Raw genomic sequence first — 26352 nt, 5'->3', positions numbered from 1 at the left:
TCCTCGGCTTTCGGAATGGTTTGGTCTTCACCAGGTCGCATCGAGGCCGAGCAGGCCGAGCACCTCGTGGCGCAGCTTGGCAAGATGCGGATCGCCGCGATGGCGCGGATAGGGCCGGTCGACCGCGATCTCGGCCTTGATGCGGGCGGGGCGGTCGGACAGCACCACCACCCGCGTCGCCATGAACAGCGCCTCCTCGACGTCATGCGTGACCAGCAGGGCGGTGAAGCCGGCCCGTTGCCACAGGGCGACGATCTCCGACTGCATGGCGAGGCGGGTGAGGCTGTCGAGCTTGCCGAGCGGCTCGTCGAGAATGAGCAGGCTCGGCTCGTTGACGAGCGCGCGCGCCAGCGCGACGCGCTGGGCCATGCCGCCCGACAGCTGGTGCGGATAGGCCTTGGCGAAGGCGGCGAGCCCGACGAGCCGCAAGGCCTCGTCGACACGGTGGCGCTGGCTGCGGATCAGGCCCTGCGCCTCGAGGCCGAGCGCGACATTGTCGAAGACGGTCCGCCACGGGAACAGCGTCGGATCCTGGAACACGACGACCCGCGACGGATCGGGCCGGTCGATCGGGACGCCGTCGCTGACCAGGCGGCCCGATGTCGGCGGCTCGAGGCCGGCGACCAGGCGCAGCAAGGTCGACTTGCCGCAGCCCGAGGGGCCGAGCAGGGCGACGAATTCGCCCGGCGCAACGGCAAGGTCGATATGGTCGAGCACCGGCAGCGGCTGGCCCTCGAGGGCGAAGCGGTGCGAGACGTCATGGATGCCGAGGCGGGCGCCGGTCGGCGGCGCCTCGGTCCGGATCGCGGCGGCGCTCACCATTTGACGATGCCCTTCTGCCAACCGAGCAGGCGGTCGCGCAGCCGGAACAGCAGCGTGATCAGCGTCGAGCAGACCAGCGTCATGACCAGGAGCGCAGCGTACATGTTGGCATAGGCGGCCCAGCCCTGGGCCCATTGCAGGTACCAGCCGAGGCCGGCCTTGACGCCCAGCATCTCCGCGACGACGAGCACGGCGAAGGATGCACCGAGGCCCATGAACAGGCCGACGAAGACATGCGGCATGGCGGCGGGAATGGCGACCTTGAAGATCAGGAAGCGCCTGCCGGCACCGAGCGTGCGGGCGACGTCGTAGTAGGCGCTCGGCACCGCGGCGACGCCGGACCAGGTCAGGATCGTGGTCGGAAAGGCGGTCGCCAGCGCGACCAGGAAAACGCTGGCGCTCCAGCTCGAGGGAAACGCGAAGAAGGCGATCGGCAGCCAGGCGGTCGCGGGCAGCGGCCCGACGAAGCGCAGGACCGGGTGGACCCAATAGCCGATGCGCTGCGACCAGCCGATCGAGACGCCGAGAACGAAGCCGGCAAGCGCGCCGAGAACGTAGCCGGTGGCATGCAGGCGCAGCGAATGGACGAGGCTGAGGCCGAGCTTGGCATAGTCGTCGGTGAAGACCTCGACCAGCGCCTGGGGCGGCGGGAAGAAGGGCTGCGGCAGGATCTCGCTCTTGGCCGCCAGCAGTTCCCAGGTCGTGAGGAAGAGCGGGAAGACGACGAGCCACGGGCCGAGATGGGCGAGCCGGGCGGCGGTGCGGCCGGTCGCGGCGGTGGCGAGCACCGCCGCGGCGAGGCCGAGCCCGGTCAGCGCGAAGGCACCGGCGACCAGCGTGGTGCGCGACCAGTCGCCGGTATCGGGCAGTCCGTAGGTGAGGCCGGCGAGGGCGAGCCAGACCGTGCTCGCGGCAAGGCCGGTCGCCCAGAGCCGGGGCGGCGCGCCGGCGCGCGCGGGCCGGCCGGCGGCTGCGTCGATGGCTGCGGTGTTGATGGCCGTCATGACGTCAGCTCAGCACGTCGGCATAGACGCGGTCGGCGAAGCGGGCCGAGTCGGTGTTCGGCTTGAACACGGCGACCGCCTTCAGCTCGTCGGCATAGAGCCGGAGCTGCGCCTTCAGGTCGTTGCCGATCGGGTGGTTGCCATGGGTGTGGTAGCGCACCAGGGCCGTGAGATCCTCGATCGGCGAGTTGGGCGGGGCGAAGCGCGAGAAGATGCGCGCGGAAATCTCGGGATGATGGACGAGATAGTCCTGCGCCTCGATGGTCGCGGCGGTCAGGGCGCGGGCGACCGCGCGTTCCGAGCGGATCAGGCTGCCCCGAATGCCGAGAATGCAGCAGGTGCGTTCGGCGAATTCGCCGTGGAGGTTGGACGAGATTTCGGTGAACTTGCCGTCCTTCAGCCAGGCGAAGGTCTTCGGATCGGCATCGGCGAGCGCATGCGCCTCGCCCTTCTCGACCGCCGCGCGCAGGAGCTCGCCGGGAAACTGGCGCCATTCGACGTCGCGTTCGGCATCGATGCCGAGCTTATGGAACTGGATGGCGAACAGGTTCTTGGTCGGCGCGGTCATGTCGGCGACCGCGATGGTCTTGCCCTTGAGATCGGCGAGCTGGCGGATGCCGGAAGCGGTGGGCGCCAGCAGCCGCATGCAGCCGCCATGGGTGCCGGCGGTGATCTTGACGTCGAAACCCTGTTCGAGGGGTTTCAGCCAGCGCAGCGCCATGCCGACGCCGGCATCGGCCTTGGCGGTCGCGATGGCCTCCAGGAGCTGGTCCGTCGAGCCGCCGAAATTGATCAGTTCGACGTCGAGATTGTATTTCTCGAAGATCCTCTGCTCGACACCGACGAGCGGGCCGGAAAGGCAGATGGAGCTGGCGTTCCAGGCCAGCTTCAGGGCGCGCCTCTGGGGCAGCCGCTCGAGAGGCGGGGCGCCGGCATCGCCCTGGTTCGCCGAAGCCGGCGTCACGCACATGGTCTCGCGGGCGAGGCGGTCGAACGCCTCGACATCGAAGCTCGCGGAGGGCAGGGCCCTGGCCGAGAGGCTGGCGAGCGTTCCCAGCGCGCCGGCGAGGCCGAGGCTCGTGACGACGCGACGGCGCGACAGGACGGCGCCCGCAGCAAGAGCGGATTGTGTTTCGGACGGCTGGTCGGACACGATGGTAAGCTCCGGTCGGTTCATGCCCGGCAAGATCGACAAAGAAATCCCGTTCGCCGGGCGAGGCCGACGGCGGTAACGTGCATCTTTTCGACGTGCGAGCGCGCGGTGAATAGTTCCGCTCTGAGGTCTTATTCTCGAATAAACCGTTGGATGGTCAATAGAGCGCTCTTTCGAATTGGGCGACTGCTGGAGGAGCCGGATCCTGCGGGGCCGGCGCCCGGGAGAATGCGGACCCGGCCGATGCATCGCCTCCCGATGCGGCTCACGCGGCGGCGCGGCGCGCCGCGAGCGCGCGGGTGAGCGGGATCAGCGTCCGGCCATAGTCGACGGCGTCGGCGTGGGGCTCGAAGCCGCGGATCAGGAAGGTCGTGACGCCGAGGTCGTAATAGTCGATGAGCGCTTCGGCGACCTGTTCGGGCGTGCCCACCAGGGCGGTGGAATTGCCACGCGCGCCGGTCAGGGCGGCCATGCCGGTCCACAGCCGCCGGTCGAGCCGCGGGCCGCGGGCGGCCGCCTCGAGCAGGCGGAGCGAACCGGAATTGACCGGCTCGCGGCTGCGGGCAAAGCCGGTCTGGTGGATGAGCGCGGTGGCGCGTTCCAGGAACTCGTCGGCACGCTTCCACGCACGCTCCTCGGTATCGGCCAGAATCGGGCGGAGGGACAGGCTGAAGCGCGGGCGACGGCCGTGGACGGCGGCCGCCGCGCGCACCCGGGCGGTGAGCTCGCGCACCTGGTCGTGGGTCTCGCCCCAGAGCGCATAGATGTCGGCGTGGCGCCCGGCGACCGGGATCGCGGCGTCGGACGCCCCGCCGAAATAGATCGGGATATGCGGCTTCTGGACCGGCTTGACCGTCGAGAAGGCGCGCTCGAACCGGTAGAAGCGGCCCTCGTGGTCGAACGGGGTCTCGCTCGTCCAGGTCCGCTTGACGACGTCGAGATATTCGTCGGTGCGGGCGTAGCGCTCGTCCTTCGTCAGGAAATCGCCGTCCTGGCGCTGTTCGGCATCGTCGCCGCCGGTGATGATGTGAACCGCCACCCGGCCGCGCGTGAACCGGTCGAGGGTGGCGAACTGGCGGGCCGCGAGCGTCGGCTGGGTGAAGCCGGGCCGATGCGCGATCATCAGGCCGAGCCGGCTGGTCGCCGCTGCGGCATGGCCGGCGACCAGAATGCTTTCGGGCGAGGTCGAATGGAAGGCGACGAGCGCCCGGTCGAAGCCCGAGGCCTCGTGGGCGCGCGCGACCTTTTCGACGTGATCGATGTCGATGACGGGCCCCTGCGCGGGAATGATCTCCGAGCTTTCACGGGTCGCGATATAGCCGATGAATTCAATCGTCATGAGGTGCTCCGATGCGCCGCGAGATGAGAAGCTGAAGCCAGGCAGGTTCAGGGCCCATCATGAGGCGTGGCGACTGGAGAGTGTTTTCGAAGTTTCAGGTCCGGGCAGAAGGAAACCTGCGTCCTGCAGGGCTGCCGCGCTGCGATGTTTCTCCGTTGCTGAAAGCCGAGGCGGGCGCCAGGATGAGCGCCGTCCCAACACGCGAAAGACCTCCGCGCAGGAGGCGGGACCGGCCGCGACGGCCATCACAGGGGAGCGGAGAGGCATGGGCAGGCGCGAGCCGGTGGACGTGGTGGTGGTCGGCGCGGGGTTTGGCGGGGCGGCCTTTGCCTGGCGCCTCGCGACGCGGCGGCCGGATCTCAGGATCGTGGTGCTGGACCGCGGCGGCCCGCCCCACTACGCGGCCATGCCGATGCAGACGCCCGGCTGGCAGCGCGCCTTTCTCGGCTCATGGGCAACCTCGCCCAATCTGCGGCTCGCCGCGGGCGCTGTCGCGCCCTCCGCCGACTATCCGGTCGATGACGCCGATTCGGCCTTCAAGCCGCTCATGTGGAACGGCTTCGGCGGTTCCACCGTCACCTGGGCCGCGCATTTTCCGCGCCTGCACCCGTCGGACTTCCGCACCCGCTCGCTCGACGGCGTCGGTGACGACTGGCCGTTCGATTATGCCGATCTCGAGCCCTATTACGACCTCAACGACGCGCGCATGGGCATTGCCGGCCTTGCCGGAGATCCAGCCTATCCGCCGAAACCGGCGCGTCCCATGGCGCCGGTCGCGCCCGGGCGCATGGGCAATCTCGCGGCCGAGGCCTTCGACCGGCTCGGCTGGCACTGGTGGCCGGTCGATGCTGCGATCAATACGGTGCCTCATGGCGGGCGTCCGGCCTGCAATTATTGCGGTCCCTGCCTGACCGGCTGCGTGACGCGCGCCAAGGCTTCCGTCGACCAGACCTACCTTGCCGATGCCGTGGCGGCCGGGGTCGTGCTGCGCGGCGGCGCGGTCGTGACCGAGATCGAGCTCGGCGGCGGCCGGGCGACCGGCGTGCGCTACCGCGACGCCGACGGCACCGAGACCCTGCAGCCGGCGGCCGCCGTGGTGATCGCCGGCAATGGCATCGGCACCGCGCGCCTGATGCTCGCCTCCGGCCTGACGGGACCGGCACTCGGGCGCAACCTGATGTTCCACGGCGCGGCCTATGTCCGGGGCCTGTTCGACCGGGAGCTGGACGGGCCGGTCGGGCCGGGCGGCTGTGCCATCTACAGCCACCAGTTCTACGAGACCGACCCGGCGCGGGGCTTCGTGCGCGGCGTGCACCTGCAGGTGACCCGCGAGAACCCGCTGATGACCCAGGCGACCCGTCTCGCCGAGCCCTGGGGCGCCGAATCACATGCGCAGGTCCGCGCCGAGTTCGGCCGGTCGATGGCGGTCCTGGTACTGAACGAGGACCTGCCGGAAGCGCATAACCGGGTGTCGCTCACCGACCGGATCGAGGCCGACGGCATGCCCGGCGTGAAGGTCGACTACAAGGTGTCGGAACACACGCGCAAAGCCCTGGATTTCGGCCTGGACCGGGCCGAGGAGGTGCTGCGCGCGGCCGGCGCGGTGGCGACCGTGCGGGTGGATCTTGCCCCCTATACCGGCTGGCACCTGCTGGGCACGGCCCGGATGGGAAGCGATCCCGCGACCTCGGTGACCGACGGTCGCGGTCGCTGCCATGGTGTCGCCAATCTCATCGTGGCTGATGGCAGCCTGTTTCCAACCGTGGGCGCGGTGAATCCCGGCTCGACCATAGGAGCACTGGCACTGCGCATAGCCGACGATCTTGCGAGGGACATGGCATGAACGGCGCCTTTTCCGACGGCTTTCTCGATGCGGTCATCGATACGCTCCTGCCGGGCGAAGCCGAATCGGCGTCCGGATCGCCCCTGCCGACGGCGACCGGGGCGGGCCTGGCCGGCCGGGATTACGGCGAGCGCCATGCGGCGGTGCTGACGGCGATCCACGCCGAGGCGGTCAGTGACCGGGCCTTCGTCACCGCGGCGCCGGCCGAGCGGCACCGGATCCTGGCCGAGGTCGAGAAACGCGCCTTCGAGCCGTTCCGCGCGCTGGTCCAGGAGGTTGCCGCCGACTATCACGACCAGCCGGCGGTTCTCCATGCCTATGGCTGGCGCAGCGAGCCGCCGCAGCCCGGCGGCCACAGGATCGCGCCGGCCGACGACGCGACGGCCGCGCGGCTCGCACGCGTGGTGGCCCGTGGCCAGATCTTCCGGGTGGTGCCATGACCCCGTCGGCGTTCCCGAACTTCCGCCCCTTCGAGCTCGATGTCGGCGAGGCGCGCATCGCCGGGGTGATCGGCGGCGAAGGGCCGCCGGTGCTGCTGCTGCACGGCTATCCGGAAACGAGCCTTGCCTGGCGCCATATCGCGCCGGTGCTCGCCCAGTATCATACGGTCGTGGCGACGGACCTGCGCGGTTATGGCGACAGCGTCGGGCCGGTGGGAGCCTCGCCGGAAGCCTATTCCAAGCGCGTGATGGCGCAGGACCAGATCGCGGTCATGGCCCATCTCGGCTTCAAGCGTTTTGCCGTGGTCGGCCACGACCGCGGCGCGCGGGTCGGCTATCGCATGGCGCTCGACGCCCCCCATGCGGTGTCGTGCTTCACCTCGCTGACGGTGATCCCGACCGCCGACATGTGGCGCAAGGCGGACCGGGCCTTCGGCCTTGCCGCCTATCACTGGTTCCTGCTGGCTCAACCGTACGACATGCCGGAGCGGCTGATCGGCGCCGATCCCGACTTTTTCCTCGAGGTGACGCTGCAGCGGATGGCGCTGTCGCCGTCCGCCTATGCCGATGCACTCGAGCCCTATGCCCAGGCGTTCCGCAAGGCCGAGGTACGCCACGCCATGTGCCAGGACTACCGCGCCGGCGCCAGCATCGATCTCACCCACGACCAGGTCGATCTCAGCGATGGCCGCAAGCTGCGCTGTCCGGTGCTGGTGCTCTGGCCGGAGCATAATGCCCCGGCGGTGCCGCCGCTTGACACCTGGCGGCCCTGGGTCGGCGCGCCGGTCTTCGGCAGGCCGCTTCCGGGCTGCGGCCACCTCCTGCCCGAGGAGGCGCCGGACGCGGTGCTGGCCGACCTGGTGCCGTTCCTGAGCGATGCCGGCGCGTGAGCGGCGGCCGGCGAAGGCGGCGCCGCCGCGGAGACGTCAGCGTGGCGCCGGCCTCTCGATATTGAGCGGCGCGCAGTTGCGGTGCCCAGCCTCCATGCAGGCAAGCACCCGGGAAGAGGCCTGCAACTGGTCGAAGACGACGTAGGTGGTGATGCCGAGAATGATCACGGCAATGGCGGCGCCGATGTTCTGGCGCATGCGCACCCGCTCGTCCCACGCGTTGAAGCCGCTGGGCGGCGGGTTGTCCGCCGGGCGCGTGGCATCGGACCAAGTCTGCCAGCTTGGCCCGCGCGGCTTGTCCGATCTCGTTCGCTCGTCGTAACGCATGGCGCTCCGACCCTCGTCGATGCAGCCGCGGGCCCGACCCGTCCGGTCCGGCCGCAAACGGCCTCGTGTGGCATTGTAGCGCAGCCTCGCCGGTTGTCACGGTGGCGTTTTCGACCCATTGCAGCGCATCAGCCCGGCCGACCTGGTCGTTGCGTCGCGTCGCGGCCCGGTCGATCATTGCACCCAAGGGAATCGGCTCAACAGCATCGGACCATTGCATGATCGCCAAGCTGGTCGCCGCGGCGCTGCTCCTCGTCAATGGCGCCCTGCACATTGCCGAATATGCGCTGGTGCCGCCGAGCCTGCCAGTCATGATCACGGCGGGTTTCGGAGCCGTCTACGGCGCGCTGGGTCTCATTCTTCCCTTCGGTGGCCGCCGCCTTCTGGTCATCGCCCAGGTCATCTCGGCGATCGGCGGCTTCATGGCCGTGTCGAGCGTCTGGCAGGATCTGCAGCCGATGACCTTCTGGATCGCCGGTTTCGTGATGCTCGATCTCGCGGTCATCTGGTTCTGCGCCTGGGCCAAGGCCGAGCTCGCGGCCGAATAGCCACCGGCCCGGGCCTCAGCGATCGGCCAGCAACTGCCTGTATTTGGCGATCTCGGCCGGAATCAGCGCGGCCAGATGCGCCGGCGTCGTCTCGTCCGGCTCGGGCGCTGTCGAGGCGAGCTCGGCGAAACGCTTGCGCAGGCTTTCGCTGGCCATGGCCTGGCGAATGGCCGCGTTGAGGCGCCGGACGATCGGCTCGGGCGTGCCCTTGGGAGCGAACAGCGCATTCCAGCCCTGGGCCTGGAAGGCGGCAAGGCCGGCCTCGGCGGAGGTCGGCACATCGGGCAGGATCGCGAGACGGGCGGGGCCGGCCACCGCGAGCGCCCGCGCTTCGCCGGCCTGGACCTGCGAGCCGAGCGAGGTCGCCGCGTCGCAGACACCGTCGATCTGGCCGGCAAGGAGATCCTGCATCGCCGGAGCGGCGCCGCGATAGCCGACCAGGGTCACCTCCACCGCCGCAGCCTGGATGAAGCTGCGGCAGATGAGATAATTGGACGAGCCGACCCCGGCGTGGCCGAGCGTCGCGCGCCCCGGATTCGCCTTGGCATAGGCGATGAACTCGGCGAGCGTGCGCGCCGGATGGGTCTTGCGCACGGCGAGCAGGGGCGAGGTCTTCGCCACCAGGCCGATCGGCACGAAAGCGTCGGGGCCGTATCGCAGGTCCGGATAGATCGAATAGGCCGCGGCATTGGTGCCGGTATTGCCGATCACGATCGTGTAGCCATCCGGCTCGGCGCGCGCGGCACGGGCGAGCGCGAGGGTTCCGCCGGCGCCGCCGGCATTTTCCGTGACGATCCGCTGGCCGAGGGCATGGCTCAGCTCCTCGGCGACCACCCGGGCAATCACATCCGACGTGCCGCCGGCGGCAAACGGCACGATCATCAGGATCGGCCGGGCCGGATAGCCGTCGTCGGCGCGCAGGTCGGGAGCTGCCGCTACGGCAGCGGCAAAAACGAAGGCGGCAAAGGCAGCGGGCCAGAGGCGCATCGGCTGTTGTCTCCGGTTGGGGCCATGCCAAGCATTGGCAGCATCGCCCGCCAATGCCCAGATCGGGTCATCGCTGATGCGCGATGCCCATGGGACACGACGCCAATTCCCGGACGCGCCCTGGGGAGAAGGGCGGCTTTTTGCCCTGTCCGGCCGGCGTGGGCCGTTCCGCGGCTGGCGCTCGGCGGCGTCTCATGTCATCAGGGAGCCCATCGCAACCTGCCCAAAAGGTCCATGTCAGAACCCGTCCGCACCCGACGCGTCTATCTTCTCACCGGTTACGAACCGCTTGGGCCGGCAGCCCATCATCATCGTTTCGATCGCGAGATCAGGCGATTCGAGAAGACATGGTCGGTCCGGGCGGAGGTCGGGCCCATGACGCTGCACGATGGCCGGCCGGTGGCGTCCTGGCCGGTCACGCTCAGCGGACCGGACTGGCAGACCAGGACCGACGTCCGGCTGCTGCGCTGGGACGACGTCATTGCCGAGGATGTCGACCGGCCGGTCTGGCTGCGGCTGGTGCTCTATTTCCGGGCCGCGGTCGATATTGTGCTGACCGGCACATTCTTCCGCTATATCGCGGCCTACTGGCGCTATTCGCTGTTCGCCGGCTATCCGGCCGTGCTGCTGATGCTGTTCACGGCCCTGTCGATCGGCCTGGGCTCGGCCTGGGGCCTGCTCGGCGGTCCCTATCCGGTGCTTGCCGTGCCGCTCGTCGCCATCGGCCTGTTCACGGCTCTGATGCGCTGGCCCGGGCGGCGTTTCCACATCGACTACATGCTGAACGACTGGATCTTCGCGCGCGACATGATCCGCCGGGCGCGGCCCTCGATCAGCCGCCGGATGACCGAACTCGCCGGTGAGATCGCGGCCGGCGTGAAGGCGGGCGACGTCGACGAGGTGGTGATCATCGCGCACAGTCTCGGTGCTGCCTGGATGGTCGAAAGCGTCGCGGAGGCGCTGGCCGCCGATCCGGATCTCGCCGGGCGGGGAACGCCGCTCGGCCTTGCCGGCGTCGGCTCGTCCACCCTGAAGATCGCGCTGCACCCCGCCGCCGGCTGGATCCGGGCGGCGGTGCGGCGCATCGCCGAGACGCCCGACATCACATGGGCCGAATATGACAGCCATGTCGACTTCATCTGCTTCTACAAGTGCAGCACGACCCAGGCGCTCGGCATCGACGTTCGCGGCCGGCCGATCAGCCATTCCATCCGCCTGTCGCGCATGCTGGCGCCGGAAACCTGGGGCCGGTTCCGCGGCAATCTTCTGCGCGTGCACCGGCAATATGTGATGGGCAACGAGCAGCGCTACCGCTACGACTTCCACATGATCGCCTGCGGGCCGTTCCGGTTCGCCGATATCGTCCACGACGGCGAAAGCCTGCCGGAGGCCCTGCGGCACGACGGCGCGCTCGCTGGCGCCGCCGCGCTCAGCCCTTCGCCCGCCACCAAGACCGCCGCGCCATGATCCGTCTCACCGCCCAGATCGTCTTTCTCGTCGGCGTGGTCGGCTGGGGCGCGATCCGCATTCCCCACGAGGTCAAGAACAAGCGACGCAACCGGATCGACGTCAGCGCGGTCGACGGTCGCGAGCGGCTTCTGCTGCTGATTTCTCTGTCGGGCCTCGGCATCGTCCCGATCGCCTATTGCCTGCTTGCGGGACGCGGATTCCTCGCCTTCGCCGACTATCCGTTTTCGGCCCTGCAGGCCGGGATCGGCACCGCCGTCTTCGTGGCCGCCTTGGCCCTCTTCCTGGCGACGCACCGCCAGCTCGGCCGCAACTGGTCGCAGACGCTGGAACTGCGCGAGGACCACACGCTCGTCACGCATGGCGTGTACCGGCTGGTGCGGCACCCCATGTACACGGCCTTCTTCCTGTGGGGCCTTGCACAATTGCTTCTCTTGCAGAACTGGATTGCCGGTCCCGCCGGGCTGATCGGCTTCGGCGTGCTCTACGCGTTCCGCGTCCAGCGCGAGGAAAGCATGATGCATGCGGCTTTCGGCCAGCAATATGCCGATTACATGGCCCGCACGAAACGGATCATCCCATTCATTTATTGACAGGGCCAATACAAGCGGCTTCCTTGCGCGCTTCCTAACGGAAGCACATTTGAGGCGCAGGTTTCGCCGGGCCGTCCTGCCCGCGCGTCATGGATATGGTAGGGCATGGGCATGGTGTCGCGTATCGGCTTGCTGCCGCTGATCGTCGGTGGGCTCGCGCTCGGCGGGTGCCAGATGGTCGGCCTGGACGGGGCGTTCGCGCCGCGCCATCAGGCCCGCCACGCCGAGCCGCAGCGCCAGCAGATGCAGGCGCTGACCCCCAAGGTCTATCTCATCCGCGGCATTGCCCGTCCGGTGTCGGCGGGCGTCGACCAGTTGGCCGCCAAGCTGGACCAGCTCGGCTATCGCACCAGCATTCACACATTCGACGACTGGCGCACGGTCGTCGAGCAGATCGCGGCCGATCAGCAGGCCACCCGCCGGCGCCAGAAGGCGGTCATCATCGGCCATTCGCTCGGCGCCAACGCCGCCCTGTCGGTGGTCAATGCGCTTGCCGCCCGCGGCATCGAGGTGCCGCTGGCGGTCACGTTCGACCCGACCGTGCCGCTGGTGCTGACCGGCGGAACCGGCCGCCTGGTCAATTTCTACCAGTCGAACAACGGCTGGGGCCGGCCGATCGCCGCGGCCGCGGGCCAGGAGCGGCGGATCGAGAACGTCGATCTGCGCGCGGCGGCGAATCTCAGCCATTTCACCATCGACCAGGACGATGCGATTCATCAGCGGATCGTGGCCTGGATCCGCCAGTCCGCCGGGCCCGGCAACGTCCGGCTGGCGCAGAGCCCGCGGCGCGCGCGGGGGTGACGGGGCGGCCGGACCTCGCCCCGATTGTGTCACATTGCTTCCCCAACGTGATGCCCGCCTGCAACAATCGGCAGGCATCGTGCCTCACACGGCCGATCCCGGGACGGGCCGCATTGACACGCTTCGAGGGCGGATCATTGACTGGCCATTAACCATGCGGGCGGCAGGGTGAGCGGCCGGCTTGCCGACAGGCAATCCGGCTCTTGTCTGGTGTTGTGACGACGAGGTCGACGATGGGCAGGCCGTCCTGGACGGGTATTCTCGGAGTTGCGTTCGCCGCGCTGCTGCTGGCCGGCTGCCAGGCGACCGCCGGGCAGGGCGGCGGCGCGGCCGTGCAGATGGCACGCGACAGCCAGGCCGCCGCGCCACGGCTCGCGCCGGCCCAGCGCCGGGCCCAGGTCCAGCCACACATCTATCTCATCCGTGGCCTTGCCAATGTCTTCTCGCGCGGCATGGACGATCTCGCCGCCAAGCTGGTGCAGCGGGGCTATGTCGCGACCGTGCACGAACACGGCGAGGGCTCGGCCATCGCCGGCGCCATCCTGCGCGACCAGCGTGCCTCTGGCGGCCGGGCCCAGGCCGTGATCATCGGCCACTCGCTCGGCGCCAATGTGGTGGCCGACATCGCCAATGCGCTGGCCGCCCAGGGCGGCTCGGTCGCGCTTGCCGTCGCTTTCGATCCGACGGTCGAGCGGCAGATCACCGGCGGCGCTCGACGCTTCGTCAATTTCTACCAGGCGAACAACGGCTGGGGCATGGCGGTGACGGCCAGCCCGCGCTTCCGCGGCCGGCTGGAAAACATCGACCTCAGCCGTTCCGGCGAGCTGTCGCACTTCAATATCGAAAAGGATCCGCGGCTGCATGCCCAGGTGATCGGCTGGGTCGCGCAGGCGATCGGCCCGGGCCACCGCCGGCCGGCGCGGGTCGCGGCCGGCTCCGGCCAGGTGGCGACACGCTGATCGCCGCCGGCGCTGCCGCGGGCGCGTCGCGCCCGCCGGGCGAGGCTCGGTCAGCCTGCGGCGCGCTGGTAGTCCTTGATGTCGGAAAAGACGATGCCGGGCGCCCGTTCTTCCTCGTAGCGCAGTGAGAAGGCGCTGGACGCCATATAGACTGGTGCGCCGTCGAGATCGCGCGCCATCGACGAGCCGTGCGCGGCGATGAAGCTGTCGAGCTTGGCCTCGTCGTCGGACGAGAGCCAGCGGCAGACCTGAAACTGGCAGGGGTCGAAGTCGACGGGCAGCGAATATTCCGCCGCCAGCCGCTCCTTCAGCACGTCGAGCTGCAGCGCGCCGACGACACCGACGATCGCCGGCGAGCCGTCATTGGGCACGAAGAGCTGGACGACGCCTTCCTCGCCCATCTGCTGCAAGGCCTCGCGCAGCTTCTTGGCCTTCATCGCGTCCTTCAGCTTGACCCGCCGCAGCTGTTCGGGCGCGAAGCTCGGCACGCCCTTGAACACGATCTCCTCGCCTTCGGTCAGCGTGTCGCCGATGCGCAGCGTGCCGTGATTGGGGATGCCGACAATGTCGCCGGCATAGGCCTCCTCGGCGAGCTGGCGGTCCTGCGCGAAGAAGAACTGCGGCGCGTTGAGCGGCATGGCCTTGCCGGTGCGGACGAGCTTGGCCTTCATGCCGCGCGTCAGCTTGCCCGAGCAGACGCGGAAGAAGGCGATGCGGTCGCGGTGGTTCGGATCCATGTTCGCCTGGATCTTGAACACGAAACCGGCCATGGACTTCTCGTCGGCGTCGACCACCCGTCCCTCGGCGACCTGGGCACGGGGCGGCGGCGCATAGGCGATCAGCGCGTCGATCAGGTCGCGCACGCCGAAATTGCGCAGGGCCGAGCCCCAGAACACCGGGGTCAGATGACCTTCGCGATAGGCGGCGAGATCGAACGGCTTGCAGCCGCCGATCGCAAGCTCGACCTGCTCGCGCCACTCGTCCGCGCCGGCCGGCAGCAATTCGTCGAACAGGCCGGCCTCCGGGCCGTTGACCTTGGTCGGTTCATTGTCGCGGTCGAGCCGGCGCACCTGGTTGCGGGCGAGATCGTAGGTGCCAGCGAATTCCCGGCCCGCGCCGATCGGCCAGGTCAGCGGCGTGGTGTCGATCGCCAGCGTCTTCTCGATCTCATCCATCAGGTCGAAGGGATCGCGCGCCTCGCGGTCCATCTTGTTGACGAAGGTGATGGTGGGGATGTCGCGCAGCCGGCAGACCTCGAACAGCTTGCGCGTGCGCGCCTCGATGCCCTTGGCCGCGTCGATGACCATGACCGCGGAATCGACCGCCGTCAGCGTGCGGTAGGTGTCTTCCGAGAAGTCTTCGTGGCCTGGCGTGTCGAGCAGGTTGAAGACGCAGCCGCCATATTCGAAGGTCATCACCGAGGTGACCACCGAAATGCCGCGCGAGCGCTCGATCGCCATCCAGTCCGATGAGGTCTGGCGGCGGCCCTGCTTGGCCTTGACCTCGCCGGCGAGCTGGATCGCGCCGCCGAACAGCAGCAGCTTCTCGGTCAGCGTCGTCTTGCCCGCATCGGGGTGCGAGATGATGGCGAAGGTGCGCCGGCGCGAGGCCGGGGTCGGCGCGGCGGCGTTGGCTTGGAGGCTCGTCATGGCGCGGGGTTTAGCGTTGCCGGCGGCGCGAGGTCAATCGGCGGGCCCATCTCGACCGCGACCGGACGGCCGCTATAGTGCGTTTTCGCCTTGGCTTCTTGGGGGGAGAGCCGCATGCGCCGTTTCATGTCCGCCATCGTCAGTCTCATGCTGGGCGCGGGGGGCGCGCCCGCCGTGGCGCAGACCCTGCCGCCCGGCCCGCCGCTGGCCATTCAGATGGTGACGCAGCTGTCGCCGTCCATCCCGCAATATACCCGTGTCGACATTCCCATGCTGCGCGAAGGCATTCCGCAGCGGTCGGGCGGGCGCATTTCGGTGACACTGGCGAGCTGGCCCGAGCGCAACCTCAGCGGGCCGGAACTGCTGCGGGTTCTGCGCGCCGGCCAGATCGACCTTGCCGGCATCGCGCTGCCGACGGTCGCCGGCGACGTGCCGCTGCTCGACATCATCGACCTTGCCGGCCTCAACGCCTCGCACGACCAGGCCCGGCGCGTCGCCGAGGCCATGCTGCCGACGCTCAACCAGGAGCTGGAGCGGGTCGGGGTGCGCATCGTCGCCTTCTACCCGTTCCCGGCCCAGGTGCTGTTCTGCCGCGATCCCGTCACCAGCCTTGCCGACCTCAAGGGCCGGCGCGTGCGCACGCCGGGCGGCTCGCAGAACGACTTCATCCAGTCGATCGGCGCCCAGCCGGTGGCGATCGGCTTTCCCGAAGTCTACGCGGCGCTCGAGCGCGGCGTCGTCGACTGCGCGGTCACCGGCACCGCGACCGGCAACGGCGCGCGCTGGTACGAGGTGACGCGCCACCTCTATGCCCTGCCGATCCAGTGGGGCACCGCGGCCTATGGCGTCAATCTCGCCTGGTGGAACCGGCTTGATCCGGCGGTGCGGCAGTTCCTGCAGGAGACCATGCGCAATGTCGAGGAGGCGCAGTGGAAGCTCGGCCTCGAGGCGACCGAGGACGGCATCCAGTGCAATGCCGGGCTCGCCGCGGGCTGCAGGATCGGCCGCGTGGTGGAGAGCCGTCCGATGACGGTGACGCGGGCGAGCGAGGCGGATGCGGCGCTGCTGCGCCAGTCGCTGAGCACGGTGGTCCTGCCGGCCTTCGTCAAGCGGTGCGGCGAGCGCTGCGGCGAGGTCTACAATCGCATCGTCGCGCCGATCAGCGGGGTGAGGTACGAAGCACGATGATCCGGCTGATCGACCCGAAGGACCATAGAACGGTGCCGTGGAAGAATGGCGGCGGCACCGCGACCGACTACGCCGTCGAGCACATGGCCGATGGCGATGTGGCCTGGCGCATCGGAACGGCCGAAATCGTCAGGGACGGCCCGTTTTCCGACTATGCCGGCGTGACGCGCGTCTTCACCATCATCCGCGGCCCCGGCCTGTTCCTGGACTTTCCACGGGAGGGCACGCGCCGGGTCGCGCCCGACCGGCCGACCCGGTTCGCCGGCGCACCGGCGCCGTTCTCCCGCCTCGACGGTGCGCCGGCCACGGCCTTCAATCTGCTGATGCGCGACGATGCCTTTGCCGGCGACGTGGAGATCCGGCGCGGGCAGGGGCGCGCCGAGCCGCTGCCGGCCGCCGGCACGCTTGCGGTCGTCGCGCTCGACGGCATCTGGCAGATCGCCGGACCGGCCGGCGAGGCGCGACTTACCACAGGTTGTACTGCGCTCGTCGATGCAGCGTCCGGTATGTTTCTGGAGGGGCGGCTGGACGACCGCGCGGCCATCGTCCGACTCGATCCGATCTAGCGCGAAAATAAAGATTTTGGGCGGCGCTCGCGGGACTTGCAAAAATGTAACGAACCGGCGTATTTGCGCGTTGCAGAAACATTCTGCGGCGGTTGTCATGTTCCGGTAATGTACAAGCGCGCATTGGGTTTGCGCGTCTCACGCAGCGGCCTCTGTGAGGGCTGTTTTGTTTCTGGCGCCCTTGCGTGAACCCGACGTCTTCCAGTTCCTGAGGCCCCTGATTGTCGATCAATGAATCCTACGCAGTGCCGCTCGACGGAGGGTCCACGGGCGTCGTCACTGCTGGCGCGCCTGTCGGTACGTTCGCGATCGACAGCAGGACGATCGGCCAATTCCTGGTTGAGCGTGCGCGCCTCGCATTCTGGTCGCTGATCGGGCTCAACGCCTTCGTGGCGACCGCGGCGCCCATGCTCGGCTTCGTCACGCTGCCGCGCGATACGCTCGAAGGGTTCATCTGGGGCCGCACCTTCCAGTGGGGCTTTTCCAAGCATCCGCCGCTGCAGGCCTGGATCCTCGGGCTGAGCGAATGGCTCGCCCCGGCGGCGCCGTGGCTCGCCTATGTCTATGCACAACTGTGCGTCGCGCTGACGCTGTGGGCGGTCTGGCAGCTCGGCCGCGCCGTGCTCGGCGAGGTGCAGGGTCTGATCGCGGCGCTGCTGACGCTGGTCGGCGTGCACTATTACGGCCCGCCGATGGCGACCTTCACGCCGGACACGCTGTCGGCGCCGCTCTGGGCCCTGGCCGGCCTGACGTGGTGGCGGGCGGTGGTCCAGGAGCGGCCGCGCGCCTGGTACGGCTTCGCGCTGGTCGTCGCGCTGTCGATCTACGCCAAATATGTGGTGCTGCTGCTGGTCGGCGTGCTCGGGCTGTTCACGATCGCAACGCCGCGCGGCCGTGAAGCGCTGAAGCGGCCGGAGCCCTGGATCGCCGGGCTGATCTGCCTCGGCCTCGTCGCGCCGCATCTGAACTGGGTGTTCGAGACCAGCTTTTCGACACTCGGCTATGCCTTCTCCCACGGCGAGAAGGCGAATTCGATCATCATCCGCCTCTATTTCTGCCTGACCTTCCTGTCGGCGCAGGTGGTGCAGCACGCCATGCTGATCGTGCTCCTGGCGCTGACCGTGGGCTTCGGGCGGCTGAAGCCGAAGACCGAGCTCGTCGTCGAGGGGCGCGTGGTGCCGCGATTCGAGCAGGCGGCGATCCTTGCCATGGCGGTCGCGCCGCTGATGATCGCCCTGGTGGTCAATTTTGCCGTCGGCGGCGAATTTCGGCAGGGTCGCGGCACGGCGCTGTTCGCCTTCTCGGCCATCGCCGCGCTCATGCTGATCGGGCCGCATCTCGAACTCGGCCGGCTGAAGCTCGCGGCCGCCATCGGCCTCGGGCTCATCATCCTGCTGCCCTTCGCCAATGCCTTCCACCACCATGCGCGGCTTGCCATGGGCGCCGGCGTCGTGCCGACCCTCTATCCGGCCGCCCCGCTCGCGGAAGAACTGACCAGCCGCTGGCACGCCGAAACCGACCGGCCGCTGCGGGTCGTCGTCGGCGATCGCTGGCATGCCGGCAACATCGCCTTCTATTCCGCCGACCGGCCGCTGATCCTGCTCGACGGCGATTCGCGCCAGGCACCCTGGGTGAGCGACGCGATGCTCGCGCGCCGGGGCGGCCTGATCGTCTGGCAGCCGGAGGATCGGGAGGCTTTTGCCCGCCTCCGGCAGCGCTTTCCCGACCTCAAGGCGCAGGGCACGGTGTCGGCGCCGAGCCCGCTCTCGTTCGGGCCGGTGACGACGCTGGCCTATGCCATTCTCCTGCCCGAGGCGCCGTGACGGCGTCCCGGGCGGAGGTCGGCCGGGCTCATTCCTCTTCGATGAGCTGTACGATCATGCGCGTCGTCGGGTCGACCAGCACCGGGCGCTCGTTGACGATGGTGTAGCGATAGCTGGTGGTGCCGTATTCGCTCGGCACCGGATAGGTCGTCACGCCGTCTTCGGGCAGGACGGCGCCGACGATCACCGGCGAACCGTAGCTGTAGGACGGGTGATGCCGTTCGATGACGTAGCGGCGAAAGCGCGGCTGCTGGTCGGGACTGATGCGCTGCGGCCGTGTGCTGGCGGTCGGCGAGCTCTGGCTGTCGCCGACCTGAGCCTGGACCGGCGGCACCGTCAGCGTTGCCGCAATAGTGGCGACGAGGAACGCCGCCGACGATCTCGATATCGGTTTCATCCTGCTGTCTCCGTGCACTGCTGGCCGTCCGGGAACGGAAGGGCCTCGCCAGAGTGCAACCGCCGGCCTCCGGCCGGCGTTCCGCGCCGGGCCAGAAAGGTTGCGCCTGTCCGCGCCGCCGGCCGGGCGGCGGGCGAGGGACCGCGCAAGGCGGCATATGGTCTTGCGGCACGCCGAACCTTGACAGGCCGGGCCGCCCCGGCTATAGCCCGCCTCCTCCGAATATCGTCGCTTAGGCAGTCGGGATGTCCCGGCGCTCTGCGCTGTCGTTCACAAGGGATCGAACCGATGAAGGTCCGCAACTCGCTCAAGTCGCTGCGCGCCCGCCACCGCGACAACCAGATCGTGCGCCGCAAGGGCCGCGTCTACATCATCAACAAGACCCAGAAGCGCTTCAAGGCGCGTCAGGGCTGAGCCCCGCTCCGCGCCTGGCGCGGATGTGATGGGATGGGAGAGGGCGCTCGCGCCCTCTTTTGTTGACCGCCGGCACATCTTGGCTCAGTTTCGGGCCATGACGCGCGCGGCGGTTTTTCTATTGGCCCTCCTTGCTCCCGCTCTTCTGGCGGGCGTGGCGGGTGCGCAGACGACCGGCCCGTCGAGCGGCTCGCCGCTTGCCGGCAATCCATCGGTTCCCGCGCTCGAATCGGAGCGCTCGCGCCGGCTCGACGAGCTGTTCTCGCGGCTGAAGGATGCGAGCGACCCGCGGATCGCGCGGGTCATCGACCGGGAGATTTCCCTGATTCTCGCCCGCTCGGGCTCGGATACGGTCGATCTCCTGATGGCGCGTGCCGCCCAGGCCTTCCAGCGCCAGGACCACGATCTCTCGCTCTCCCTGCTCGATGCCGTCGTCGATCTCTATCCCGATTATGTCGAGGGCTGGAGCCGGCGGGCGACCATCTATTTCGCCCGCAAGGAATATGGCCGGGCGGTCGCCGACATCGAGCAGGTCCTGCGGCGCGAGCCGCGCCACTATGGCGCGCTCGCCGGTCTCGGCATGATCCTGCAGCAGCTCGGCGACGAGCGCCAGGCGCTGGTGGTGTTCCGCAAGGCGCTGGAGATCAACCCGCATCTGGAGCGGATCCCCGAAGTGATCCGCAGGCTGCAGCCCAAGGTGGACGGAACGGCCCTGTGACGGGCCGTCCGGGCGCCGGTCACGGGCCGGCATCGGCCCGCGCCGCGTAGCGGCGGGCCAGCGTCGCGCAGGCGAAGAGCTGGGCCTGGTGGAACAGCATCAGCGGCAGCACGATCAAGCTCACCGGCTGGCCCACGAACAGGATGTTGGCAAGCGAAATGCCGCTCGCCATGCTCTTCTTCGAGCCGCAGAAGACGATGGCAATCTCGTCCTGGCGCGAGAAGCCGAGCCCCCGGCTGATGCAGGTGCTGGCGACGAGCACGCTCGCCAGCATCAGCGTCGCGAGTGCCGCGATCCGGCCGAGGCTGGCAAGGTCGACCGTCTGCCAGATGCCGGCGGTCATGCCGTGACTGAAGGCCGAATAGACGATCAGCAGGATCGCGCCCCGGTCGACGGCGGTGACCGCCGACATGTGGCGCGAAACGAGGCCGCCGCACCAGGGACGCGCGAGCTGGCCGGCGAGGAAGGGCAGGAGCAGTTGCAAGGCGATGTCGCGGAGCCCGGCGAAGCCGATGCCCGGGCCGCGCGCCGACACGAGCAGCGCCACCAGGGCCGGCGTCACGACCATGCCGGCGAGATTGGAGAGGGTGGCGCTGCAGAGCGCCGCTGGCACATTGCCGCGCGCCAGCGCCGTAAAGGCGATGGAGGCCTGAACGGTCGAGGGCAGCATGCCGATGAACATCAGGCCGAGGGCGAGGTCGTGCGGCAGCCAGGAGCGGAAGGTGGTCGCAAGGGCAAGGCTGACGAGCGGGAAGAGCACGAAGGTGATGGCCAGGATCAGCGCCTGCAGGCGCCAGTGGACGAGGCCGGCGCGCACCGCCTGCGGCGCGAGCCGGACGCCATAGAGGAAGAACAACGCCGCGATGGAGGCCTGCACCGCAAGGTCGAGGGTGCCGGCAGCCGGGCCGCGCGCCGGCAGCAGCGAGGCAAGCCCGGCCGTGGCGGCCAGCGCCAGCAGATAGGGATCGGGAAGTGGCAGCGAGAGCGGGCGGAAGGCCATCGTCAGGTCCCTCTCGGTCCTGGTGGATCGTTCGGGCCTTGTTCTCCGCCATTTTGATCGTGAATGGCATCGATATTAGAATTCAAGGAGCGTGATAACCGTCGCTGCTGGAGGCCTGCCGTGGAACTGCCGCATCCGAACCTCCTGCGCTCGTTCCTGGCGGTAGCGGAAACCCGCAGCTTCACGCTGGCGGCGGAACGGCTCGCGGTGCGGCAGTCGACGATCAGCCAGCACATCAAGCGGCTGGAGCAGGGCCTGGCGCGCCGGCTGTTCGCGCGCGACACCCATGCGGTGGCGCTGACGCCCGACGGTGATGCGCTGATCGGGTTCGCGCGCGGCGTGCTGGAGGCCAATGCCAGGATGGAGCGGTTCGTCGCCGGCTCGGCGCTGCGCGGCCGGCTGCGTTTCGGCGCCTCGGAAGACTTCGTGCTGTCGGAGCTGCCGGCGGTGCTGGCCGAATTTGCCGAAGCGCACAGCTCGGTCGATGTCGAACTGACCGTCGGCATCAGCGGCGAGCTCGTCCGCATGTTCGAGGCCGGCGATCTCGACCTCATCTTCATCAAGCGCCCGCTGGATCATCCAGCCGGCACCGTCCTGTCGAGCCCGGCGGCCCGCGTACACACGGTCTGGCGCGAGCAACTCGCCTGGCTTGGCCGACCCGGCATCCGGCCGGATCCAGGCCGGCCGCTGCCGCTGGTGCTGTTCCGACCGCCGAGCGTGACGCGCATCCTGACGCTCGACGCACTCGACAGGGCGGGCCGCGCCTGGCGGGTCGCCTGCACCAGCGGCAGTTTCAGCGGGGTGAGGGCCGCGGTGCTCGCCGGGCTCGGCATCACCGCCCATTCGGCGCGGCTGATGCCGCCGGGGCTTGCCGCCCTGCCGCCGGCGCGCGACCTGCCGGCGCTCGGCATGATGGAATTCGTGGTGATCGGCCCGGGGCCGCAGAACCGGACGGCGGCGGCGCTCACCGCGACGATCCTGTCCAATGCCGCGCGGCTGCAGAAGCCTGCCTCCTAGAGAGGCGGCCGCCAGGCCGGCTCAGGCGTGGCCGGCATCGCTCGACAGCATGGTCGGGTCGATGCCGATCTTGCGCATGGCCCGGTCATATTTGGTCTCGATGTCGGAACCGAAGATCAGGTCCCGGTCGGCCGGGCAGTGCAGCCAGCCATTGGCCTGGATCTCGTTCTCGAGCTGGCCCGCGCCCCAGCCGGCATAGCCGAGCGCCAGGACCGCGTCGGTCGGGCCGTCGCCGCTCGCCATGGCCTTGAGAATGTCGAGGGTGGCGGTCAGGCAGATGCCCTCGTCGATCGGCAGGGTCGAGTTCTCGACATAGAAGTCCGACGTGTGCAGCACGAAGCCGCGTCCGGTCTCGACCGGCCCGCCGCGCAGCACCCTGACCGCCGAGGTGCTCGGCGGCAGCGCGATCTTGCGGTCCTCCGGAATGATGTCGAGCTGCACCAGGAGGTCGGGAAAAACGAGGTTGGTCGCGGTCTGGTTGACCACGATGCCCATCGCGCCGTCGGACGAATGCGCACAGACATAGATCACGCTACGGGCGAACCGCTCGTCGCGCATGGTCGGCATCGCGATGAGCATTTGTCCGTCGAGATAGCCGCGGGACGTGTCGCGCGGCCTGCGTCGGGTTGGTTGCTGCGCCATGCTTCCAAATTACCCCGGAATGATCGGGAAGGCTACCGGCCGCGCAGGACCCACACCCGCCTCACGGGCTGTTGACGTAAGCTTGTCCGCGCGGCATCCGGTGTTCACCGGATCGTCAGTGGTCAGGGCCGGCGGACCGCTCTAAGTGCCTTGTCATGATCGATCGGCGCCATCTTCTCCTGACCCTCGCGGCCGTTTCGGCGCCGGCGCTCCTGCGCAGCCGGCCGGCGGTCGCCGACGCGGCATCCGCATGGTCGCGCGACATGCGCTCGTCGCTGCGGCTGATCGGCGCGGGCTCGGAGGGCGAGGGCGCCGCGCTGCGCCATAGGGCCGGGCTGCAGATCAGGCTCGAACCGGGCACCAAGACCTATTGGCGGACGCCGGGAGACTCGGGCGTGCCGCCGCTGTTCGACTGGTCGGCCTCGCAGAACCTTGCCGAGATCAGCCTCGCCTGGCCGGCGCCGATCCGGTTCAGCGACGGTGCTGGCCAGTCGATCGGCTACAAGGCCGACGTGGTCTTTCCGGTCCTGGTCCGCCCGGCCGATCCCGCGCAGCCCGTGCATCTTGCGGCCAAGGTCGATTATGCGGTCTGCGAGACCATCTGCATTCCCGCCAAGGGCGAGACGCGCCTGACGCTGGCGGCCGGCCCGGCGCCCGACCCCGCGCTGGCCGGCGAGGTCGCGCGCTTCGCCCAGCAGGTGCCGCGCCCGGCCGTCGAGGGCCTGTCGCTGGCGCTCGTCGCGGTCGAACAGGCCGGACCGCAGCCGGTGGCGACGCTGCTCGCCGATGTCGGCGCCGAGACCGGCAGGGTCGATCTCTTCGCCGAAGGGCCGGATCCGCAATGGGCGCTGCCGCTGCCGGAGCCGCTCGATCAGGAGGGCGCCAGGCGGCGCTTCCGCCTGACGCTGGACGGCGCACCGCGCGGCGTCGCGCCGCTCGGCCATCTCCTCACCTTCACGCTGGTGGCCGGCAGCCGGGCGCTCGAAGCGCAGCTGAAGCTTGCCTGATCGGCCGGGGCCGCCTCGACGCGGGAGGGCGGACCGTCTATTCCTCTAGCCGTCCCTTCCGCGCCCGCCGCCCGGCGAGCCGTTTCCGACGACGAGGAAAGCCCGATGACCATCAAGATTGGCGACCGCCTGCCCGATGCGACCTTTCGCCAGATGACTGCCGACGGCCCGGCCGCCCGCAGCACGGCGGACCTCTTCGCCGGCAAGACCGTGGTTCTGTTCGCGGTGCCCGGCGCCTTCACGCCCACCTGCCACAAGAACCACATGCCCGGCTTCGTCGCCAATGCCGACGCCTTCAAGGCGAAGGGCGTCGACGCCATCTATGCGACCTCGACCAACGACGTCTTCGTGCTCGATGCCTGGCAGAAGGCTTCGAACGCGGTCGACAAGGTCGGCGTCCTCGCCGACGGCAGCGCCGATTTCGCCAAGGCGATCGGCCTGGAGAACGACATGTCGTCCTTCGGCATGGGCATGCGCTCCAAGCGCTATTCCATGCTGGTCAAGGACGGCGTCGTGGCTCAGCTCAATGTCGAGGAAGCGCCCGGCAAGGCGGACGTGTCGGGCGCCGAGACCCTGCTGAAGCAGCTCTGAGGCCGCCACGGCCGTCGGCGCCGGCCGTCACAGCACGATGGCGCCGACGAGCGCGAAAGTCAGGTGCTCGCCGGAGGCATAGCCCGGAATCCGGTGGCCGAAACGATCGAGCAGGCGGTTCGCGAAGCGGGCCGCCTTTTTCGTGACCTTGAGCGGCAGGGTGATGGCGGCCGGCAGGCTGTCGCGGCAGATGGCGTGCTTGCGGACATAGCGCGGCACGTGCCAGGTCGCCCATGTGCCGGCACGAAACAGCGCGGCATCGCCGGGCCGCAGCGTCCGCTCGGGTGCGCCGTCGCCCGATACGATCACTTCGCCCTCGATGATGTGGACGATCTCGTCGCCGCCGAAATACCAGCGGAAGCGGCCGGCGGTGCAGTCCCAGACCATGGCAGAGGTGGTGCCGTCGCTGCTGTCCGACCATTGCCGGCAGCGTGCCACCGGCGCGCCGTCCAGGATCCATTCCGGCCGGATCGGCGCCGGGTCGAGTTCGATCTCGTCGAGGCTTGCCGCCTTGATCGCGGTATTGGACATCGTTCCTGCCCTGCTGTTTCGCGGCGGGACATCCGCGCCCCGCATGGGACCGCTTCCGCAAAAGCCTTGCCAGGATCGGCGGCAAGGACGGCCGATGGCGCCGGCCTGCAGGGTCCTGGACGCGGCGGGGCATGCCGCGCCGCGGCGGCAAGCCCTTGCAGCGGCGCGCTTTCATGAAAGCGAGGCAGACCGATAACCATATCGGGCGATGGGTCGGGCTCAGCGCCGCTTGAACGGCTCCATGCCCATCCGGGCGAGCTCGTCGGCCCGCTCGTTCTCGTCATGGCCGGCATGGCCCTTGACCCAGTGCCAGGTGACGGTGTGGCGTCCGCTCGCCTCGTCCAGCCGCTGCCAGAGGTCGGCATTCTTCACTGGCTTCTTGTCGGCGGTACGCCAGCCGTTGCGCTTCCAGCCGTGAATCCAGCTCATGATGCCGTTCTTCACATATTGGCTGTCGGTGTGCAGCTCGACCGCCGAAGGGCGGTTCAGCGCCTCCAGCGCCGAAATCGCCGCCATCAGCTCCATGCGGTTGTTGGTGGTCTCGGATTCGCCTCCTGACATCTCCTTGACCGCATCGCCGTAGCGCAGGATGGCGCCCCAGCCGCCCGGCCCCGGATTGCCCGAACAGGCGCCGTCCGTGAAAATCTCGACGCGTTTGGTCATTTGAGGCCGTATTCTGTCGCCGACGCCACACGCTGGTGGAAGCGCAGCTTGTCGAGATATTCGAGCGGGTTCTTGGGCGTCACCACGGCGCCCGGCGGCACGTTCAGCCAGTCGACGAGGCGCGTCAGCAGGAAGCGCAGGGCGGAGCCTCGGGCGAGCAGCGGCAGGGCCTGGCGCTCGGCCGGTTCCAGCGGCCTGACGTCCTGATAGGCGGCCAGCATGGCCGCGCCCTTGGCAAAATCGAACTCGTTGTCGGGCGAGAAGCACCACGCATTGAGGCAGATCGCCAAGTCGTAGGCGAGCAGGTCGTTGCAGGCGAAGTAGAAGTCGATCAGACCGGACAGCCGGTCGTTCAGGAAGAAGACATTGTCGTTGAACAGGTCGGCATGGATGACGCCGGCCGGCAGGTCACGCGGCCAGACCTGCTCGAGATGGTCGAGCTCGCGCGCAATGGTGTCGCGCAGGCCGGGAGCGACCGTGTCGGCGCGATCCTGCGCCCGCTCGTAGAGCGGCCGCCAGCCGCCCACCGACAGGGCGTTGACGCGCCGGATGGCAAAGCCCTGGCCGGCAAGGTGCAGTTCGGCGAGCGCCCGGCCGACCGCCGCGCAGTGGCTGACCTGGGGGCGGCGGATCCACAGGCCCTCGAGGAAGGTGACAATGACCGCCGGCCGCTTGGCGAGCATGCCGAGCGCCTCGCCATCGGTCATCTTGACCGGCTGCGGGCAGTTCAGGCCGCGCCGGCTCAGGTGTTCCATCAGTCCGATGAAGAAGGGCAGGTCCTTCGGGTCCACCCGCTTCTCGAACAAGGTGAGCAGGAAATAGCCCGCCGTCGTGTGAAGCAGGAAATTGGAGTTCTCGACGCCTTCGGCAATGCCCTTGAACGACAAGAGCGAGCCGATGTCGTAGCGCTTGAGATGCGCCGACAGCTCCTCGGCGGTGACATCGGTATAGACGGCCATTTGGCTTCGGACTT

At 69.1% G+C, this 26352-nt stretch carries 29 protein-coding genes; 16 read left to right on the top strand and 13 right to left on the bottom strand.

The window, feature by feature from the left end; genetic code table 11:
* Positions 1 to 27: 27 nt before the first annotated feature.
* The 4 genes from OZ671_RS19365 to OZ671_RS19350 all read right to left on the bottom strand — a co-directional run bounded on the left by OZ671_RS19365 (position 28) and on the right by OZ671_RS19350 (position 4318).
* Entirely contained in the window at positions 28 to 822 is a 795-nt protein-coding gene (locus OZ671_RS19365; RefSeq protein ID WP_268862272.1) for an ABC transporter ATP-binding protein, read from the bottom strand.
* Entirely contained in the window at positions 816 to 1826 is a 1011-nt protein-coding gene (locus tag OZ671_RS19360) for an ABC transporter permease (RefSeq protein WP_442957104.1), read from the bottom strand. The genes OZ671_RS19365 and OZ671_RS19360 overlap by 7 nt, the downstream gene beginning before the upstream one ends.
* 4 nt (positions 1827 to 1830) lie before the next feature.
* Positions 1831 to 2979: an ABC transporter substrate-binding protein gene (locus OZ671_RS19355; protein WP_268862271.1), complete on the bottom strand. Its 1149-nt coding sequence runs from the start codon at positions 2977 to 2979 to the stop codon at positions 1831 to 1833.
* Between the two features lie 265 nt (positions 2980 to 3244).
* A complete protein-coding gene (locus tag OZ671_RS19350; protein WP_268862270.1) occupies positions 3245 to 4318 on the bottom strand; it encodes an LLM class flavin-dependent oxidoreductase in 1074 nt (357 codons plus the stop codon).
* 265 nt (positions 4319 to 4583) lie between these two features.
* Between OZ671_RS19350 and OZ671_RS19345 the strand changes: the two genes are divergently transcribed.
* The 3 genes from OZ671_RS19345 to OZ671_RS19335 are packed head-to-tail and all read left to right on the top strand — an operon-like array spanning position 4584 to position 7491.
* On the top strand, positions 4584 to 6161 hold the full coding sequence (locus tag OZ671_RS19345; protein ID WP_268862269.1) for a GMC family oxidoreductase: 1578 nt from the start codon (positions 4584 to 4586) through the stop codon (positions 6159 to 6161).
* The gene (locus OZ671_RS19340; protein WP_268862268.1) at positions 6158 to 6601 is read left to right on the top strand and encodes a hypothetical protein; all 444 of its coding nucleotides are present in this window, start codon (positions 6158 to 6160) and stop codon (positions 6599 to 6601) included. The genes OZ671_RS19345 and OZ671_RS19340 overlap by 4 nt, the downstream gene beginning before the upstream one ends.
* Positions 6598 to 7491, top strand: coding sequence for an alpha/beta fold hydrolase (locus OZ671_RS19335; RefSeq protein ID WP_268862267.1), 894 nt, complete (start codon positions 6598 to 6600; stop codon positions 7489 to 7491). Before OZ671_RS19340 ends, OZ671_RS19335 begins: the two co-directional genes overlap by 4 nt.
* Before the next feature lie 36 nt (positions 7492 to 7527).
* On the opposite strand, the gene OZ671_RS19330 is transcribed toward OZ671_RS19335, so the two are convergent.
* The gene (locus OZ671_RS19330; RefSeq protein WP_268862266.1) at positions 7528 to 7818 is read right to left on the bottom strand and encodes a hypothetical protein; all 291 of its coding nucleotides are present in this window, start codon (positions 7816 to 7818) and stop codon (positions 7528 to 7530) included.
* 218 nt (positions 7819 to 8036) lie between these two features.
* On the opposite strand from OZ671_RS19330, the gene OZ671_RS19325 reads away from it, so the two are divergent.
* Positions 8037 to 8366: a hypothetical protein gene (locus OZ671_RS19325; RefSeq protein WP_268862265.1), complete on the top strand. Its 330-nt coding sequence runs from the start codon at positions 8037 to 8039 to the stop codon at positions 8364 to 8366.
* A gap of 15 nt (positions 8367 to 8381) precedes the next feature.
* Here OZ671_RS19325 and OZ671_RS19320 read toward each other — a convergent pair whose 3' ends face one another.
* Complete coding sequence (locus OZ671_RS19320) at positions 8382 to 9353, bottom strand: tripartite tricarboxylate transporter substrate-binding protein (RefSeq protein ID WP_268862264.1); 972 nt, start codon at positions 9351 to 9353, stop codon at positions 8382 to 8384.
* A 375-nt stretch (positions 9354 to 9728) separates the two neighbouring features.
* On the opposite strand from OZ671_RS19320, the gene OZ671_RS19315 reads away from it, so the two are divergent.
* The 4 genes from OZ671_RS19315 (at position 9729) to OZ671_RS19300 (ending at position 13173) form a co-directional block, all read left to right on the top strand.
* Entirely contained in the window at positions 9729 to 10820 is a 1092-nt protein-coding gene (locus OZ671_RS19315) for a hypothetical protein (protein WP_268862263.1), read from the top strand.
* Positions 10817 to 11413, top strand: a complete 597-nt coding sequence (locus tag OZ671_RS19310; protein WP_268862262.1) for a protein-S-isoprenylcysteine O-methyltransferase — start codon at positions 10817 to 10819, stop codon at positions 11411 to 11413. The genes OZ671_RS19315 and OZ671_RS19310 overlap by 4 nt, the downstream gene beginning before the upstream one ends.
* A gap of 105 nt (positions 11414 to 11518) precedes the next feature.
* A complete protein-coding gene (locus tag OZ671_RS19305) occupies positions 11519 to 12214 on the top strand; it encodes a hypothetical protein (RefSeq protein WP_268862261.1) in 696 nt (231 codons plus the stop codon).
* Between the two features lie 233 nt (positions 12215 to 12447).
* On the top strand, positions 12448 to 13173 hold the full coding sequence (locus tag OZ671_RS19300; RefSeq protein WP_268862260.1) for a lipase: 726 nt from the start codon (positions 12448 to 12450) through the stop codon (positions 13171 to 13173).
* Between the two features lie 50 nt (positions 13174 to 13223).
* Here the strand turns inward: OZ671_RS19300 and OZ671_RS19295 are convergent, their stop codons facing one another.
* Positions 13224 to 14822, bottom strand: a complete 1599-nt coding sequence (locus OZ671_RS19295; protein ID WP_268862259.1) for a peptide chain release factor 3 — start codon at positions 14820 to 14822, stop codon at positions 13224 to 13226.
* 114 nt (positions 14823 to 14936) lie between these two features.
* On the opposite strand from OZ671_RS19295, the gene OZ671_RS19290 reads away from it, so the two are divergent.
* The 3 genes from OZ671_RS19290 (at position 14937) to OZ671_RS19280 (ending at position 18399) form a co-directional block, all read left to right on the top strand.
* Positions 14937 to 16010: a TRAP transporter substrate-binding protein gene (locus OZ671_RS19290; RefSeq protein WP_268862258.1), complete on the top strand. Its 1074-nt coding sequence runs from the start codon at positions 14937 to 14939 to the stop codon at positions 16008 to 16010.
* The gene (locus tag OZ671_RS19285; protein ID WP_268862257.1) at positions 16007 to 16576 is read left to right on the top strand and encodes a HutD/Ves family protein; all 570 of its coding nucleotides are present in this window, start codon (positions 16007 to 16009) and stop codon (positions 16574 to 16576) included. Before OZ671_RS19290 ends, OZ671_RS19285 begins: the two co-directional genes overlap by 4 nt.
* Before the next feature lie 221 nt (positions 16577 to 16797).
* Positions 16798 to 18399: a glycosyltransferase family 39 protein gene (locus OZ671_RS19280; RefSeq protein WP_268862256.1), complete on the top strand. Its 1602-nt coding sequence runs from the start codon at positions 16798 to 16800 to the stop codon at positions 18397 to 18399.
* 28 nt (positions 18400 to 18427) lie between these two features.
* Here OZ671_RS19280 and OZ671_RS19275 read toward each other — a convergent pair whose 3' ends face one another.
* Complete coding sequence (locus OZ671_RS19275) at positions 18428 to 18796, bottom strand: DUF1236 domain-containing protein (protein WP_268862255.1); 369 nt, start codon at positions 18794 to 18796, stop codon at positions 18428 to 18430.
* A gap of 288 nt (positions 18797 to 19084) precedes the next feature.
* Between OZ671_RS19275 and ykgO the strand changes: the two genes are divergently transcribed.
* Together ykgO and OZ671_RS19265 are read left to right on the top strand one after the other, a co-directional pair.
* Entirely contained in the window at positions 19085 to 19210 is a 126-nt protein-coding gene (ykgO, locus tag OZ671_RS19270) for a type B 50S ribosomal protein L36 (protein WP_038307337.1), read from the top strand.
* Between the two features lie 121 nt (positions 19211 to 19331).
* Complete coding sequence (locus tag OZ671_RS19265; RefSeq protein WP_268862254.1) at positions 19332 to 19928, top strand: tetratricopeptide repeat protein; 597 nt, start codon at positions 19332 to 19334, stop codon at positions 19926 to 19928.
* Between the two features lie 19 nt (positions 19929 to 19947).
* Here the strand turns inward: OZ671_RS19265 and OZ671_RS19260 are convergent, their stop codons facing one another.
* Entirely contained in the window at positions 19948 to 20928 is a 981-nt protein-coding gene (locus OZ671_RS19260; protein ID WP_268862253.1) for a bile acid:sodium symporter family protein, read from the bottom strand.
* 120 nt (positions 20929 to 21048) lie between these two features.
* Between OZ671_RS19260 and OZ671_RS19255 the strand changes: the two genes are divergently transcribed.
* A complete protein-coding gene (locus tag OZ671_RS19255; RefSeq protein WP_442957103.1) occupies positions 21049 to 21945 on the top strand; it encodes a LysR substrate-binding domain-containing protein in 897 nt (298 codons plus the stop codon).
* 21 nt (positions 21946 to 21966) lie between these two features.
* On the opposite strand, the gene OZ671_RS19250 is transcribed toward OZ671_RS19255, so the two are convergent.
* On the bottom strand, positions 21967 to 22587 hold the full coding sequence (locus tag OZ671_RS19250; protein WP_268862252.1) for a YqgE/AlgH family protein: 621 nt from the start codon (positions 22585 to 22587) through the stop codon (positions 21967 to 21969).
* Between the two features lie 155 nt (positions 22588 to 22742).
* Between OZ671_RS19250 and OZ671_RS19245 the strand changes: the two genes are divergently transcribed.
* On the top strand, positions 22743 to 23594 hold the full coding sequence (locus OZ671_RS19245; protein ID WP_268862251.1) for a protein-disulfide reductase DsbD domain-containing protein: 852 nt from the start codon (positions 22743 to 22745) through the stop codon (positions 23592 to 23594).
* A 105-nt stretch (positions 23595 to 23699) separates the two neighbouring features.
* A complete protein-coding gene (locus OZ671_RS19240) occupies positions 23700 to 24185 on the top strand; it encodes a peroxiredoxin (RefSeq protein ID WP_268862250.1) in 486 nt (161 codons plus the stop codon).
* Positions 24186 to 24212: 27 nt separating this feature from the next.
* Here OZ671_RS19240 and OZ671_RS19235 read toward each other — a convergent pair whose 3' ends face one another.
* From OZ671_RS19235 to OZ671_RS19225, 3 genes are all read right to left on the bottom strand, one after another.
* Entirely contained in the window at positions 24213 to 24716 is a 504-nt protein-coding gene (locus tag OZ671_RS19235; RefSeq protein ID WP_268862249.1) for a cupin domain-containing protein, read from the bottom strand.
* A 219-nt stretch (positions 24717 to 24935) separates the two neighbouring features.
* Positions 24936 to 25379 carry a ribonuclease HI gene (gene rnhA, locus OZ671_RS19230; RefSeq protein ID WP_268862248.1) on the bottom strand — a complete coding sequence of 148 codons (444 nt, stop codon included), beginning with the start codon at positions 25377 to 25379 and terminating at the stop codon, positions 24936 to 24938.
* Positions 25376 to 26338, bottom strand: coding sequence for a homoserine kinase (locus tag OZ671_RS19225; RefSeq protein ID WP_268862247.1), 963 nt, complete (start codon positions 26336 to 26338; stop codon positions 25376 to 25378). Before OZ671_RS19225 ends, rnhA begins: the two co-directional genes overlap by 4 nt.
* Positions 26339 to 26352 lie beyond the last annotated feature (14 nt).

Source organism: Phreatobacter sp. AB_2022a (assembly GCF_026847585.1).
Lineage (GTDB): Bacteria > Pseudomonadota > Alphaproteobacteria > Rhizobiales > Phreatobacteraceae > Phreatobacter.
Note: the sequence above shows the minus strand (reverse complement) of the source record. Positions and strands in the feature narration are given on the sequence as shown.